16 protein-coding genes are annotated in these 16,320 nt (G+C 27.7%); 15 read left to right on the top strand and 1 reads right to left on the bottom strand.

What is annotated here, in order from left to right; genetic code table 11:
* Positions 1-31 precede the first annotated feature (31 nt).
* Positions 32-1,861, bottom strand: coding sequence for a hypothetical protein (locus BDU_RS04560; protein ID WP_041177812.1), 1,830 nt, complete (start codon positions 1,859-1,861; stop codon positions 32-34).
* 139 nt (positions 1,862-2,000) lie between these two features.
* Between BDU_RS04560 and BDU_RS04555 the strand changes: the two genes are divergently transcribed.
* The 15 genes from BDU_RS04555 to BDU_RS04485 all read left to right on the top strand — a co-directional run bounded on the left by BDU_RS04555 (position 2,001) and on the right by BDU_RS04485 (position 16,102).
* Positions 2,001-3,008, top strand: coding sequence for a hypothetical protein (locus BDU_RS04555; protein WP_041177811.1), 1,008 nt, complete (start codon positions 2,001-2,003; stop codon positions 3,006-3,008).
* Between the two features lie 166 nt (positions 3,009-3,174).
* Complete coding sequence (locus BDU_RS04550; protein ID WP_049752265.1) at positions 3,175-4,245, top strand: hypothetical protein; 1,071 nt, start codon at positions 3,175-3,177, stop codon at positions 4,243-4,245.
* A 222-nt stretch (positions 4,246-4,467) separates the two neighbouring features.
* Positions 4,468-4,791 (top strand): hypothetical protein, encoded by a 324-nt coding sequence (locus BDU_RS04545; protein ID WP_041177810.1) that lies wholly within the window; start codon positions 4,468-4,470, stop codon positions 4,789-4,791.
* A gap of 377 nt (positions 4,792-5,168) precedes the next feature.
* Positions 5,169-5,960 (top strand): hypothetical protein, encoded by a 792-nt coding sequence (locus BDU_RS04540; RefSeq protein ID WP_012539368.1) that lies wholly within the window; start codon positions 5,169-5,171, stop codon positions 5,958-5,960.
* A 272-nt stretch (positions 5,961-6,232) separates the two neighbouring features.
* Complete coding sequence (locus BDU_RS04535) at positions 6,233-7,033, top strand: complement regulator-acquiring protein (protein WP_012539367.1); 801 nt, start codon at positions 6,233-6,235, stop codon at positions 7,031-7,033.
* A 194-nt stretch (positions 7,034-7,227) separates the two neighbouring features.
* Positions 7,228-8,004 (top strand): complement regulator-acquiring protein, encoded by a 777-nt coding sequence (locus BDU_RS04530; RefSeq protein ID WP_012539366.1) that lies wholly within the window; start codon positions 7,228-7,230, stop codon positions 8,002-8,004.
* Positions 8,005-8,154: 150 nt separating this feature from the next.
* Positions 8,155-8,952: a virulence associated lipoprotein gene (locus BDU_RS04525; protein WP_041177809.1), complete on the top strand. Its 798-nt coding sequence runs from the start codon at positions 8,155-8,157 to the stop codon at positions 8,950-8,952.
* Positions 8,953-9,084: 132 nt separating this feature from the next.
* Positions 9,085-9,939: a virulence associated lipoprotein gene (locus BDU_RS04520; RefSeq protein WP_318250789.1), complete on the top strand. Its 855-nt coding sequence runs from the start codon at positions 9,085-9,087 to the stop codon at positions 9,937-9,939.
* A 131-nt stretch (positions 9,940-10,070) separates the two neighbouring features.
* Positions 10,071-10,400: a hypothetical protein gene (locus tag BDU_RS08540; protein WP_012539363.1), complete on the top strand. Its 330-nt coding sequence runs from the start codon at positions 10,071-10,073 to the stop codon at positions 10,398-10,400.
* Positions 10,401-10,469: 69 nt separating this feature from the next.
* Positions 10,470-10,967: a virulence associated lipoprotein gene (locus tag BDU_RS08535; RefSeq protein ID WP_049752262.1), complete on the top strand. Its 498-nt coding sequence runs from the start codon at positions 10,470-10,472 to the stop codon at positions 10,965-10,967.
* Between the two features lie 131 nt (positions 10,968-11,098).
* Positions 11,099-11,944, top strand: coding sequence for a virulence associated lipoprotein (locus BDU_RS08455; RefSeq protein ID WP_318250788.1), 846 nt, complete (start codon positions 11,099-11,101; stop codon positions 11,942-11,944).
* Positions 11,945-12,054: 110 nt separating this feature from the next.
* Complete coding sequence (locus tag BDU_RS08530) at positions 12,055-12,903, top strand: virulence associated lipoprotein (protein ID WP_012539360.1); 849 nt, start codon at positions 12,055-12,057, stop codon at positions 12,901-12,903.
* 128 nt (positions 12,904-13,031) lie between these two features.
* Entirely contained in the window at positions 13,032-13,769 is a 738-nt protein-coding gene (locus BDU_RS04495) for a virulence associated lipoprotein (protein WP_012539359.1), read from the top strand.
* A 128-nt stretch (positions 13,770-13,897) separates the two neighbouring features.
* Positions 13,898-14,881: a virulence associated lipoprotein gene (locus BDU_RS04490; protein ID WP_012539358.1), complete on the top strand. Its 984-nt coding sequence runs from the start codon at positions 13,898-13,900 to the stop codon at positions 14,879-14,881.
* 243 nt (positions 14,882-15,124) lie between these two features.
* Positions 15,125-16,102 (top strand): virulence associated lipoprotein, encoded by a 978-nt coding sequence (locus BDU_RS04485; protein WP_012539357.1) that lies wholly within the window; start codon positions 15,125-15,127, stop codon positions 16,100-16,102.
* The last annotated feature ends 218 nt before the right edge of the window (positions 16,103-16,320 follow it).

The following is a 16,320-nucleotide window of genomic DNA, read 5'->3' as shown; positions in this document are numbered from 1 at the left end:
AATATTCTTATTTTTTGACTAACGTTGACATTCAATTATTATCATAAGGCCTTTTGGTGCGATGTAAGGTCCATTTAGAAGTAGACCTGTCAACTGATACTGCATACCAAATATGACGTACATTTTCCGTATAATATCTTTGTGGTATAAGAAATATTATAGTAGGTTTGTTTTTACTTATGTACATATTATAGATTACAGGATAGATATAAGCATATCCTAGTTCACCAAATGTGTCTGCTTCATATGATACATTGATAATTGGGTTTTGAAGTACTTTATTATTTTTTAATTTATATTCAAGTCCAGCAACTTTGATTGATTGTTCATATGCTCCATTAATTTTTATTGTCAAAAACATTTTTTCAATATCATTCTTACAAATTTTTTCAATAATAGCTTTCATTTGTCTTAGTAGAGAATCTGCTTGTTCTTTAATAAGAGAATCAATAATATGTTGATCCTTTTTTGCATTTTTTATTTCCTGGTAAATATTTTGTTTAAATAAATATTGACGTATTTCAGGTAAATCATCATCAGAAAGATACAATTTGCATGATTCACATTTATCAATAATATTATTATTTAAATTAACAGGTTCAACTGGTACTTGCTCTAAGAGAGGTTCTTGACTAATCTTTACGCTCTTATAATGAAATTTTTTATTAATATTTAGAACAATAGCATTATTGTAAAATGTTCCAGAATTATCTTTCGTTTTATGATTTTTATTACCTACAATAAGCACTTTAGGATTAGCATTAAAAAAATACATATTATAAAGGACAGCATATATATGAAAATAATTGTTATTAATAATTTCATGAAAAGGTATTACTTGTTCATATCGTGATAGAATCCTTAATTCTTTTATTCCATCTTCAATTTTAGAAAAATCTTTTGAATATCTGTGTATTTCTTGGGTAAAAAACTCTAAATTGTCTTCTATAAATCTATCAACTTGTTCTTTTTCATTTTGGCTTATATGACACATGGGTCTAAAAAAAACATTGGGTACAGTGAAATACGATTTAAACATTTCTTCATGTATTTCATTTTCTAAGTGATAAGATTTTATTTTATAAACATAATCAGGAGGTATATTGTTAATCAGGCTATCATTTATGCTTAAATCTATTTCCCAATTTTCTTTTTCTTTAGGCTGTAAAATCCATTCATTACTATTTTTAATGACATCAAGTTTTAATGTTTTTCTGTAATAAATATTATTACCTATTTCATTTTGTTTTTTATATATTTTATTTCCTACGAGATAAATTGACGGTTGTTTATGAGATATATAAAGATTATACATTACTGGATACATATCGGTATCGTATATTTCTCTTAAATAAGGACGATAATTAGTTTCTGATGATATGTTAAATCTACCCTTCTCATCAAGTTCTGAGGGTAAAAACGATAAGGGATTTCCAATCATTGTGTCTTCAAAATTAATCTTTAAATAATCCATTGTTTTGGCTTGTATAGAAGTAGTAAAGGAACCATAATATTCCATTTGAGATCCAGAGTTAATCTTTTGAACATAGTCTCCAAATACAAAAACAGTAGGCGTAATACCATCTTCCTGTTTGCTAAATTCTTTTGCAAATTTTTGAATTTGTAACACAATAGAATTTGCATATTTTTTGACAAGAGATTCAATAAAAGGACGTTTTTCATTTAAATCTTGTAATTGTTTGTATACTTCGTATTTCATGATATATTCTCTAGATATGTATAAGTCATCACTAAGATTGGTTAAAGACTTAATGTCACTTTTTTCAAAATCTTTTACTTTATGTTTGTCACAAGACAAAATAAAAAATGTAAAAATAACTGTTATGAAATACGTTCTCATAAAATTTCCTTGGACCACCCTCAAATAAAATTTTCAGGGTAATTTATATATATAATATATTTTATTTATATAATATGATACCATTAATGGTACTAAACGTATAAAATAAGTTGTATTTTATTTTATGCAGGGAAGTGAAATGAAAGGATTTAACATTCTTATTTTTTTGCTAGTCTTGATATTAAGTTTAAATGCATTAGTAGAGTCTCAAGATTTAAGTGAATTAAACAATGCAGTAGATAAGAAACAAGAAACATTAAGACTTAAGGACAATAATCATAATGAAATACTCAGTCGACATTTAGATGAAAGGTATATTGATTATTTTAATATAACTGATGAATATTACAAATTGATCAATACTCTGTATAAAGTAACCCAAGCTTATGAATATTCGTTATTATCTCTAAATGCAGTTAAAATAAATTTAATGGATACTCTTCAGGATAAATACAATGAGAGAGAGATTGAAAAATATGATGAATTACGACAAGCAGAAGCAGAAAAAAATCTTAAATATAACGAAATGCTAGAAACTAAGGTATACCATAAAGATTTTAAGGAAAAAAGAACATTCAAGAGGATATTGTTTAAAAGAAGATTAAGAGATAAGCTTGATGAAAATTCTAATAGTAAAAAAGCTTATTTGAAGCTTGTTGATTCAAATAAATTAATAAACAAATATAGAAATATTCTTATTGAAGATCGTAAAGTTAAAGATAAACTTATAAAAGAACTAAAACAAATGACTAAATATTTAAATAAAATAAATGAAAAATTTAAAATGAGTGAATCTAGATTATATAATGCATATCAATTGCATGCTGCAAAATTTGATAAATGGCAAAAACTGGATGAGCAAAAAAAAGAAGTTTTTTCTGCAGTAAATACAGCTTGGGACAATTTGGAACAAGCATTGATGTCTAGAGAACAAGCAAAATTTGAAAAAAATAAATTAATCTATCTTGATTTAGTAAACAAATTTAAAGAAATTAGTGAGGCTAGATATAAAGCTCACAATGAGATTTATAATGATTTATTAGCAATAAATGCAGCTGAGAGAGAATTTTTTGAATTGCATTTTAGAAAATTAAAAAAAGAGTCCACAATTACTTATACAAAAAGCAAGTTAGTGGAGTACAATTAATATAATATTTTTATAAAATCCATAATTTTAAATTTTACTATTACTTTTTGTAAATACCATTTAATTCAATATTAAAGTGATAATTATCAAATTTTTTGAAAAATAGACACTTTTTTCTTTGTTTTTATACTTATTGCTATATATTTTTCTTACCAAGGAGGAAAATGTGAAGTTAAAGAGACAATGTTTATTTATGTTGATTATGACAAGTTTTATTAGTTGTGATTTATTATTTGACGAAGATATTCAAAAAAAATCTGCTGGTCTACTCGATAGGGTTCAATATTTATTGAATAATAAAGAGCAAACCAACAAGATTCTTTCTGATGAAATGGATAAGACAGATAAGCCAACTAAAAGGGTTATAAAGAAGGTTGTTAGAAAGCCTAGACAAAAAGGACAACAGGAACAATTAGATCAATTACAACAAGATGGTGTTGCTAATTATGGGCCTGTTTTATTCCCACAAATAGAAGAGAAAAATCTACCACTTGATATCACTTCTATTCCTGAGATTAGTAAGGAATTAAAAGAGACAAAAGGTACAACTATAGGTTCTAATACAAGTGATTTAAGTGGCAAAGCTATTACTAGCAGTTTAAGCGGTACAACATATCTTTCTTCACAAGAAGGATCAAATTTGGGTGGATTTAGTGATTTTGTTGTTGAATATGCTTATTCATCATCTCCAACAGTCTCAGGGTCTTATAGTGGAAGTATTGTGGAAGAAGAAGATAGTCCGGAGTATGAATATAATGATAAATTAGATAGCGCTGAAAAAGACATAGATTATGTACTTGAGGTAATTGAGCAAATTAAAAAAGATAGAAATCAAGTTGAGCTTCAAGCTACAATGAGAATGTCTGGACATTCTACACAAAAAGACAGAAAAGTTGCTAACGAAAAGCTACAACAATTTAGTAAAGAAAAGCTAGCTAGAGAACTTCAAAGTCTTTTTGATAAAATTAAAACTGCTGACGAGTTAATTGATGATGCATCAGAGGATTATGCTGAATTTATTACAAAAGATGAGCTTTACAAGGCTATTGATATATTACAAGATTTATATACTGCTGAATATGAATTATACAATCTTGTGAAAGCTGTTGAGAAGACAAGTAGTACTTATGATGCTTATGTTAAAACCTCAGGTTTAGGTTTTGTGAAAATCTCAGAAGTAGAGGAATCTTTAAAGAAAGCAAAAGAATTGCTTGCAAAGAGAAAAAACAGTAAATAAACCTACTTTAGGTATGTAAAGTAGTGGGTTAAAATTTTAATTTAAAATAGAATGGCAGATAGATTAAATTTAAAAGTCTATCTGCCATTATGAAATAATAGGAAGGGAAAATGTGATGAGATTATATTTTATGATGGTCAAAAACAGGCTTTAGTTTGCTTTCAATAATTAATTCAAGATAATAAGCATTTAAATGCATTAAAACAGGCTCAATCAGCTCTTTTGAAAGATGTAAAAGATAAACCTCAAAAGACATTAGACTTTAAGTATAATAAGACTAAATTGGAACAATTATTTAGGAAACTTGGAAATGATAAGACTAAACAATTTCTTAAAAATTTACATGTAACAATAAAGTCTATCAATGATGGTTCTTATCAAAGCTTTTCATCTTTAAACTTTAATGATCTAGATACTTTAGGAAAAAAACAAGAAAGGGCAATAAACTCTATAAAAGAAGAATTATATGTTAATTATTATCTTTATACCAATGAACTTGTTGATTTAGATTATTTTTTTTATAGAGTAATGAATTATCTTTCATAGATTAAAATTCGTTTATTATGTGTTATAATATATTATATTTAAAAATTATATGTAAAAATAGTTATAAAAATTGGGGAAAAAACTTGAAATAATTAATTATTGCACTAATAATTAATTACCAAATACTTTAATTTTTCAAAAGGAAGATTGTTTACTCACAATGTTTTATACATTATGTAAATACCCCCTTTGTATTAAGGGGTTTTTATATTTATTTTTTAAACAATTATCTAAATCAAAATAATTTAGTTTGTCTTTCAAATTATTATTTCCAAACACTATTTTTTGGTATTTTTAAATTAAACAAAATATAAAAAAATATCTGTTAGCAGTGTCAAATTTATGAAGTATATTTTATTGTAAAAGGAGATATTTTTATGAGGTATGTTCAAACAATATGCATAATCAGTGTTGTAGTATTGATAATTCCAATAAGTTGCAAGCTGAACAATAATAAATTAAAGGCAGAGAGTGAAACGAAATTGGCAAAAGAAAATGCCAAGCTTGTAGCAGATTCTATTGTAGGGCAAGTAAGCAAACTTACAGGATTGGCAACAACTGAAATTAAAGCTTTAAGTAAAGAAGAGCTTGCTAAGATTGCTAATGAGGCAAAGGCAACTTCTGAAATTTCTAGAAAAAATATTGATGATTTTCATAAGATTAAAGGTAAAGCAAAATTAGAAGTCAGTGATATTCCAAATTTTATTAAAGTAATTAGGGAGTCTGCAGAAAAAATATCAATAGCGTTTAGGACATTATTAAGTGCAGGATATAATGGTCCTGTAGCAAATGCGGTCAATAGCAACATAAATAGTGGGGTTAAAATAATATCTTTGCTAGAGCAATTATTAAATATAACAACAAAAGAAATTTATAATAACAAAGAGTTGGAAATACGAGATGCAATAGAAGAGTTTAATAGATCTTACCCGGGACTTAGAATATATGTTATAGAGTCTAGGGACAAAGATCCTATGAAGACATATATAAATGTTATGATGAAAAATGTAAGTAGATATTTTTTTAATGGGGTACATGAGGAATTATTAGAAAATTTAGATAAAGCTCCAAATAAACTTAAAGAAGCCTTAACATCACTCAAAGATGCGGCTAATTCTATAAGTACTGCAGCAGGAATAATAGAGTTATGTTTTTCAGAGCAAAATTGATTGTTCATTTTTATTACTAATGATTATACATGAAAGAATATTTTTATAATGATTGCTGTATATCTTTTGTTTCAATAACAATATAAAATTGTTTCCTAAGATGTCATCACTTTTAATGAGATAAAATTTAGAAATAAGAAAATTTTTGCTATCTTGATTTATATGATATATAATATCATATAATATATTTTATCAATTAAGAATTGATATCTTTTGATAAAATATTAATTCTTTAAGTAACATTTGTTAAATTTTAAAGGAAGGAGAATATTTTGAAAATTTATTTTTTTAGTATATCTTTTTTATTCATTATTTTAAGTTCTTGTAAATCAGATCCAAATAAACAATCAAATGGAAGATCAATACAAAAAGATGACATAGCATCACCACAAACACGAATACAAAATGAATATAAAAAAGAGACCGAAGAAAGAGAAAAGCAAATTATAATAAAGTTTTTAAAAGAACAGATTCAAAATGTTACTGATTTAATAGAACTATATAAAAACAATATTAAAGAGAATGAACCTGCAGATCAATTTGGAATGAAAAATGGGGCTTTTAAAATTATTATAGGAAATCCTAGTCAAAAGGCTTACAACGATCCTAAAAGTCAAGAAAATAGAAGACAATTTTATTCATCCTTGAATTATGATGAAGATAAAATTAGACAACTTGGAGTAATACTTAATCAAATAACTTCCGATAGCGCTAACAGAGGACAATTGCACGTAGATATCACAAATGCAGGAAGGGCTTACTCTCAATTTTTATTTGAAAGAGCAATCGATAAACTTAAAGAATATCAAAATAGATTTAATTTACTAAATTTTAGAGATTTAATAACAGTAAAAATAAAACTTAAGTCAATTGCACAGTTAAGATTACTCTGGCAAGATACTGTAAATAATATTATTAGAGATTATGAAGATGATGTTATTGGCATTAAAACTGATAGTCAAAAACTCATTGAACACATAAGAAAACAATATGGAGATGTACTTAAAAATAAAATTCCAAAAATTGGCATTATATTGGGAGATCTCAATAAGATTTTAAAAGAATTAAATTAATCTATACAAAATATATTAATAATTAAAATTATGACTGTAAAAGAGAAGATATATTCTCTCTTTTGTTTTTTTTAGATTTGAAATAAAGATTTTTTAAGACTATAATTATTTTTAATAATGTATATCATTTAAAGATATATATTATTTGTTATGATAGATAATATTATTTTAATTTTAAAATTAAGGAAAATATTTTGAAAATTTATTTTTTTATCAGTAATTTGATTATAGTTTTAGTTTTAACTAATTGCAGTTCGGATATTAAACGCTTTTTTCCAAAAACAGGGATTGTAGGTTTGCGAAGTTTTTTGGATAGTTTGGATCCAGAAAAACGTAAAAATATTTTGATATATGAAATTATTAAACAAGTTTATTATATTAAAACAGTGCTCGATCTACACAATGATCAAAATTGGGTTGAAGATAGCACTCAATTTGGTATGAAAGAGAATGGTAAGGCATTTAATATTCTTGACAATAAATTAAATATTTATAGAGTAGATGATGCTAGAAATTTATTTATTCGAAGAATATTTTATTTATCTTTCGAGTATGATGAGACGAGAATTAAAAATTTTGGAATGATTCTCAACAAAATAATCGAAACAGTTAATGATGAAAGTAAGGATTTACTTAGAGATATCACAAATGTGGCAATAATTTATGCTCAAAATTACTTTGTAGATGAATTTCGATTACTGCTTAATAAAGTCGATAAACTTCAATCTTTAGAACTTGATATTCTGCAATCTTTAAAAGATAAATTCGATCAATTAGCAATGTTCAAAAAAGGTTGGAATTATATTACAAATAGTCTTATTGGAGATTTTTTAAATAATAAAAATAATATTCAAAACGATAAAATCAAACTAATACTTCATATAAATCAATACTATAAATTGCATTTTATGAAAATTAAAAATATTAAAGGGCTTAGTAATGATATTAAAGATATTTTAGCCAAAATTTAAAAGATGTTTAAATAAATAATATAAAAAGCTAATAAAATATATTGATATCTAGGTCAAATTAATATAAACTATATGTTAATAATGATTATTAATTAACATATAGCAAACAATTTGAATAAATTGTTTTATTTTAATAATAAGGAGAGTATTTTGAAACAAAAAGTTTTTGTTATATTTATTTTACTGAGCTTAGTGCTAATAGCTTGTGGTCAAGACAATGAGGTTCCTGTTGATGATGCAAATGCAAAAAAACAAGAAGAGATTAAAGGAGTTAAAAATTTAATTCCTCACTCAGTATTAAGGATATTAGGCGTGCATCATAATGCAACTTGGGATGAAGATACTGCAGGATATAATCTTAAAGGTGCTGATGAGTTGTTTAACAAAATTTCATATACATCAGCTTCTGGAACCTCAGTCTTATATGATGGTACAACGCCTAATTCTGATGCTGATGTAAGCAAAGCAGCAAGAAGAGAAGTTTATTTAGCTTGTGAGTATAAGAGTGATTTTATTAAAGCTTTTGCAAGTGTTATTAATAGATTAGCTTTAGTTCCTGCAGCTACAGGAAGATTGGAAGATCTGATTTTAAAGATAAGAGAGTATGCTAAGGCTTACTACATAGATGTATATGATACTTTACAAAAGAAACTAGGTAAGCTTGATACACTATCTTTAGCAGATGTAGAATCGTTGAGAACCAGATTGATCGAACTTGAAGAAGCAAAAAAGGAATTAAGAGATGAGGCAATACAACCAATTATTAGGGCTTACATTAACGATGAATCAATTGTTGAAGGATCAGCAGATCATCATTTAAAAAATGTTGCTACCACCGTTGATGAGATATTGGAATATGGGAACAAAAAGTTGACTGGTTTTGAAACTCGACGTAATAAGATTATAAGTATAAGTGAGCAAATTAAAGGTATCTTGAGTAGGATCTAGTAAGAATTTATGTTGATTATGAATCAATTAAATATATTTATAAATACTATTGGATTAAACATGACTGAGGAAAAGTTTTCCTTGGTGATCGATAATTAGTCAGTTTATCAATTGAATAATAAGGAGAATATTTTGAAACAAAAAGTTTTTATTATATTTATGTTAATAAGTTTATTGCTAATAGCTTGTGGTCAGAACGGAGAAACTGCAGAGGCACAACAAAAACTAGAACAAGCAAAAAAGGAAAGACAAAGACGAGAAGAGGGATTATTGGAAGATCAAAGAAAAAGAGAAATTGAATATATTAAAGATGCAACTTCTAGTGATGTGAAAAAAGTATTAGATGATCATAATAATGCAAATTGGAACGGTGAGCAAGGCGCTGATTTTGTTGATATCATGTTCGTGTTTGGTAAAGTTCCACATAAAGTAGATGGTGTAACTGAAGTCTTATATAATGATGCAGCGGCGACTGGCGATGTTGCTGCTGAAGGCAAAGCAGCAAGAAAAGAAGTTTATCTAGCTCTTAATTATTATTCAAGTTTTATTTCGGATTTTGGAACTGTTTTTAAGAAATTCGTTAATACTGCGGCATTAGTTACAAAATATAAAAACGAATTAAAAGAGTTTTTTGGAAATATAAGAGATTTTGCTAAAGCTTATTATATAGATGCACATGATACCTTACAAAAGAAACTAAATAAACTTGATTCACTGTCTTTAGACGAGGCAAGATTTTTGAGTAGCAAATTGGGAGAACTTGAAACAAGAAGATTGAAGTTAATAAGTGGTGTAATAGCCGAAGTTAGAAGTGATTTAAATAACAGTAGTCCAGGAGCAGGAGGTGTTCATCTAAAAGGTAATGCTACCACCCCTGAGCAGATAAAAACATATTGGGAATCAAAGTCAGCTACATTTAATGATGACTGTGCTGAGATTGTGAAGATAAGTGGTGAAATTAAAAATATTTTGGATAATATTCAGTAAAAGGTTAATTTTGATTATTAATCAATTTAAAAATATATTTATAAATACTATTGAATTAAATATAACCAAGGAAAATTTTCCTTGGTTATCAATAATTAGTTAGTTTATAATTAGATAATGAGGAGAATATTTTGAAACGAAAAGTTTTTATTATATTTATATTAATAACTTTAATAAATTTATTGCTAATAGCTTGTGGTCAAAATGGAAAAAAGCCTGTTGATCCTGTTGATAATGCAAAGGTGCCACTAAAAACTCCTGTTGATCCTGTAAAGGTACAACGAAAATCAGAAGAAGAGGAAAGGCAAGAAAGAATTGCAGACATTAAAAAAAATGGAATTCCTAGTGCGGTGATAGAAATGTTAAAAGATTTTCGTAAGGATGTTGGAGTGGATAAGGGTGATTTTGATCGTTATTATCGCTCTGGTTATATCTTTGAAGGTATCAATGGAGTGTTTTAAAAAGTTCCATATAAAAATGGAGTAGATGGTAATGGCCATGAGTTCTTATATGATGGAGATTTGGCAGGAATGGATGAAGTTTATCTAGCTTTCGGCTATAGTAGCGGTTTTACTCGTGCTTTTGGAGATTTTGCTAGTAAATTAGTTGCGACTCCGGAATTAGTTACAAAAAATAAAGCCAAATTAAGAGATTTCTTTATGAAGATAAGAAAGTGTGCTAAAGCTTATTATTTAGATGCATATGAAACCTTACAAGAGAACCTGGGTACCCTTGAGGTGCTCTCTGCAGCAGAAGTAAAATCTTTGCATGACAACTTGGCCTTACTTAAAGCAGAAAGAGATAAATTAGTATCTAATGTAGTGCAACCACTTAAAGATAAGTATCCAATTATTGGAGAATATTTTGCTGATCCAGGCTCAGACAAAATTTCGAATACCTTAACCGCTGATGAAATAGAGACATATTGGAACACATTATCAGCTGAATTTGATTCTATTTGTAATGAGATTATAAAGATAAGTGGTAAAATTAAAGGAATCTTGGATAATATTAAGGTCAAAGGTTAATGTTAATTATAAATCAATTAAATATATTTAGGACACTGTTAAATTAAATATAACCAAGGTAAGAAATTACTTGGTTATCAATAATTAGTCAGTTTGTAATTGAATGATAATTGAATAATAAGGAGGATATTTTGAAACAAAAAGTTTTTATTATATTTATATTAATAAATTTATTTCTAATAGCTTGTTTTCAAAACGAAAAAGATCCTGTTGGTAATGCATCGTCACAACGAAAATCAGAAGAAGAGGAGAGGCAAGAAAGAATTGCAACCATTAAAAAAAATGGAATTCCTAGTGAGGTGATAGAAGTACTAAAAGAGCATAATAATGAAAATTGGAGTGCTGATATAAACCATCCCGGTTATTTTCGTGCTATTAGTGTAGTGTTTGACAAAGTTCCGTATAAAGTAGTTGGTGGAACGGAATTCTCATATAATGATACAAAGTCTAGCGATAGGGCGAAGGAAAGCAAAGCAGCAAGAAGAGAAGTTTATCTAGCTCTTAATTATTTTTTTGGTTCGATTAGGGCTTTTGGAGAGTTTATTGAGAAATTAGTTGAGACTAGGGACTTAGTTACAAAAAATAAAGCCGCATTAAAAGATTTTTTTAAAAAGATGAGAGATTGTGCCAAAGCTTATTATGTAGATGCATATGATACCTTACAAAAGAAACTGGGTAACCTTGAGGTACTCTCTGCAGCAGAAGTAAAATCGTTGCATGACAACTTGGCCTTACTTAAAGCAGAAAGAGAAAAATTAGTATCTAAGATATTGCAACCACTTAAAGATAAGTATCCAATTATTGGAGAATGTTTGGCTGATCCAGGCTCAAAAAAAATTGTGAATACCTTAACCGCTGATGAAATAGAGACATATTGGAACACATTATCAGCTGAATTTAATTCTATTTGTGATGAGATTATGAGGATAAGTGGTGAAATTAAAGGAATCTTGGATAATATTAAGGTCAAAGGTTAATGTTAATTATAAATCAATTAAATATATTTAGGACACTTTTAAATTAAATATAACCAAGGAAAAATTTTTCTTGGTTATATTTAATTAGCCAGTTTGTAATTTAATAATAATTGAATAATAAGGAGGATATTTTGAAACAAAAAGTTTTTATTATATTTATGTTAATAATTTTAATTAGTTTATTTCTAGTAGCTTGTGGTCAAAACGGAGATAATGCAGAGACACAACTACAATCAGAACAAGAAGAAGCGGAAAGACGAGAAAGAATTGAAATCATTAAAAATGCAACTCCTAGTGATGTGAAAAAAGTATTAGGCTATCATAATGATGCAAATTGGAACGGTGAAATTGCTGATTTTACTCATATTATTTCAGTATTTTCGAGAGTTCCACATAGAGTAGCTAATGATGGAACGGAATTCTTATATTATGATCTAATGGATGACAATAGGGCGAAGGAAAGCAAAGCAGAAAGAAGAGAAGTTTATCTAGCTTTAGGCTATGATAACGATTTTATTTGGGTTTTGGGAGGGTTTGCTAGTAAATTAATTGGGACTGTGGACTTACTTACAAAAAATAAAGACAAATTAAAAGATTTCTTTATCAAGATAAGAAATGCTGCCAAAGCTTATTATATAGATGTATATGATACCTTAGAAAAGAAACTGGATAACCTTGAGTCACTCTCTGCAGCAGAATTAAAATCGTTGAGTATCAAATTGGGAGAAGTGAAAACAGCAAGAGTAAAATTAATAGTTCGTGTAGTACGACCACTTAGAAATGAATATTTAATTACTAGAAGATATTTGTCTGATCCAAACGCAATAATTCCGGTTAACATCACCGCTGATGAAGTATTAGAATATTGGAACACATTGTCAGCTGAATTTGATTCTATTTGTAATGAGATTATAAGGCTAGGTGGTGAAATTAAAGAGATCTTGACTAGGGCTAATTAGGAGATTAATGTTAATTATAAATCAATTAAATATATTTAAAACACTGTTAAATTAAATATAAACAAGGTAAGAAATTACTTGGTTATCAGTAATTAGCCAGTTTGTAATTAGATAATAAGGAAGATATTTTGAAACAAAAAGTTTTTATTATATTTATGTTAATAAGTTTAATAAGTTTATTGCTAATAGCTTGTGGTCAAAACGGAGAAATTCCTGTTTATGATGCAGAGACACAACAGAAACAAGAAGAAATTGCAGGCATTAAAGATGAAATTCCTAGTACAGTGATGTCAGTATTAAGTACGCATTATAATACAGGTTGGGATGAAGATGGGAAAGGATATAATTTGAAAGGTTCCGGTCAATTATTTAACAAAGTTGTATATGCAACAGTTAATGGAAAGTCATTATTATATGATGGTACGACACTTGGCGATGATGCTGCATCAAGTAAAGCAGCAAGAAGAGAAATTTATCTATTTCTTGATTATGATGATGAGTTGATTAAATCTTTGGCAGATGCTCTTAATAAGGAACTTAAAGGTTCTGATTCATTAGGGATTTTAGAATCGGTCTTTAAAAAAATAAGGAGGTGTGCTACAGCTTACTATATAGATGTATATGATGTCTTACAAAATAACCTAAATAAACTTAAGACACTATCTTTAGAAGATATAGTATTGTTGAGAACCAGATTGCTAGCATTTAAAGAGGCAAAAATGAAATTGAAAAATGATGTCACACCTGATAAAGCAGGTGAAACATTAGGCTCTGCGCTAGTAAAATTAAAGAAAATTCACTCTGGATGTGATAATATCTTAAGTTTATCTTCTGAAATTAGATCTATATTAATTGGGATCGAGTAAGAGATTAATGTTAATTATAATTTAAGTAAATATATGTTGAATGTTTTTGCATTCAACATCACTAAGAAAAATTTTTCCTTGGTTATCAATAATTAGCTATTTTATAATTAAATAATAAGGAGAATATTTTGAAACAAAAAGTTTTTGTTATATTTGTGTTGATAAGTTTATTACTAATAGCTTGTGATCCAAGAGGTAAGACTGTTGATTATGCAAAGGCAAAACGAATACAGAAAGAAAAGGTAGAACAGATACAAAAAGCAGAGAAACAACGAATTCGAGAAGCAGAGGAACAAAGAAAACTGGCAGAAGAGGTAAGACAACGAAAACAGGCGCAAGAGGAAGAGGAACAATTCGAACTAGAAGCATATGAAAGAGAACTAGAACTAAAGCGAGAAGAAGAGGAACAAAGAAAACTGGCAGAAGAGGCAAGACAACGAAAACTAAAGCAAGAAGAAAAGGAACGACTAAAACAAGAAGAAGAGGAACGACTAAAACAAGAAGAAATTTCAGTTATTAAAAAGGAAATTACTCCTTCAATATCAGCAGTATTGAAAAATTATAATAATACGGCTTTGGATGAATCTAAGATGTTCCTTTCTGTTAGTGAAATCAAATTCGCGTTTAGCAGACTTTCATATAAAACAGTTGGTGGAAAGGAATTTTTATATGATGGTACAACGCCCGGAGATGTTTCTAAGGAAAGCATAGAAGCAAGAAAAGAAGTTTATCTAATTTTTGAGTATAATGTTGGTTTGGTTAGAACTGCTGTAGGTATTTTTGAGGGATTATATTTCGTTCCTTTAGTTACAGGATTATTCGGAGATTTACTTAAAAAGTCAAGAAAGTGTGCTAAAGCTTACTATGTAGATGTGTATGATTTTTTACAAAAGAACCAAGATAAACTTAATACACTATCTTTAGAACATTTGAAGTTGTTGAAAGTCAGATTGGCAGCACTTACCAAGGAACAATTGGAATTAAAAAATTATCTCAAGCGTGGTATCGACTTATTTTCTCTTCAAAGCAGGTTAGCTGGAATTCAATCTAGATGTAATGAAGTTATAGAGCGGGCTGGTTCAGTTAAAGAGATCTTGAATAAGATTCAGTAAAGATTAATTATAAATTGATTAAATAATTAAAAAAATAAATATGAAATTCATAAACCAAGGAAAAATTTTCCTTGGTTATTTATCAAAATGCCTATATATAATTATTACTATATTGTATAGAGTCAAAACTTGATATGTAAATGTTGTAACTATTATGATATAGTAATAGTTAAAAGTTTAAAATGAATTATTAATTTTTGAATCAATTATTAGAAATTAAATTTTTATAATAGGGAGAATATTTTGAAACGTAAAGATTTTATTTTATTTGTAATTTTTGTATTTATTTTAATATTGTTATTATTGTTATCGTGTGGGCCCAAAAAAAAGTATGCCCCTGTTTCTAGTGCTGTGAGGCGAAACAGATTAGGACCTAACGGTGTAACTGGAGGGACTAATACTAACGGTGTAACTGTAGGGTCTCAAGGTGGAACTGGAGCTGGAGGGTCTCAAGGTGGAACTGGAGCTGTAGGGTCTCAAGGTGGAACTGGAGCTGTAGATAATGAGCAAATCTTGAAACAAAAAGAAATTAAAGATATTAAAATTCCTGATAAGGTATCACAAATATTAAAAACGCGTGATAATGAAAATTGGGATGAGGATGCGGCAGGATATAATCTTAAAGGTGCCAATCAATTATTTTCTAGAGTTAAATATAAAGTAGCTAGTGGAGATGAATTCTTATATAATGATGCAACGGATGACAAAAGGGCGAAGGAAAGCAAAGCATTAAGAAGAGAATTTTATTTGGCTTGTGAGTATAATGCTAATTTTATTAAAGCTTTTGCAGGTGTTGTCAATAAATTAGTTGCTACGGACGAATTAGCTGCTAAAAATAAAGCAGAATTAGAACAGTTTGTAGAAAATGTAAGATTTTATGCTCTATTTTACTATAATGCATATAGTATCTTAAAAGAAAAACAAAGTAAACTTGATGTATTAACTTTAAAAAAGTTGCAATCGTTGAAAACTGCATTTTTATTACTTGAAAAAGAACAACAGGAATTATATGACGTAATACAATTAATTATAAATGATTATAATAACGATACATCAATTAATTCATCAGAACCAACTCATAATCTAAAGAGTATTGATACCCTTCCTTCCGAGATAATAGAATATTGGAAAAAAGACACACTCCGTGGCGACTTTAACAGGAAATGTGGTAATATTATAAATACAGCGATTATGATTTTAAATTTGTTGAAGGATATCTAGTAAAGGCTAATTATAAATCAAGTAATAAATATTAAATAATACCTTAATTTAAACACCAAGGAAAATTTTTCCTTGGTTATTTATTAAAGTGCCTATATATAATTATTAGTAGATAATTATTATAATATTGTATAGAATTAAACTTGACATTAGAATATTACAATTATTATGATAAGTAATAGTTAAAAATATAAAATGAATTGTTTATTTTAAAATCA

Origin of the sequence: Borrelia duttonii Ly, from assembly GCF_000019685.1 — a bacterium.
Lineage (GTDB): Bacteria > Spirochaetota > Spirochaetia > Borreliales > Borreliaceae > Borrelia > Borrelia duttonii.
This window is presented reverse-complemented; position numbering and strand designations above follow the sequence as displayed.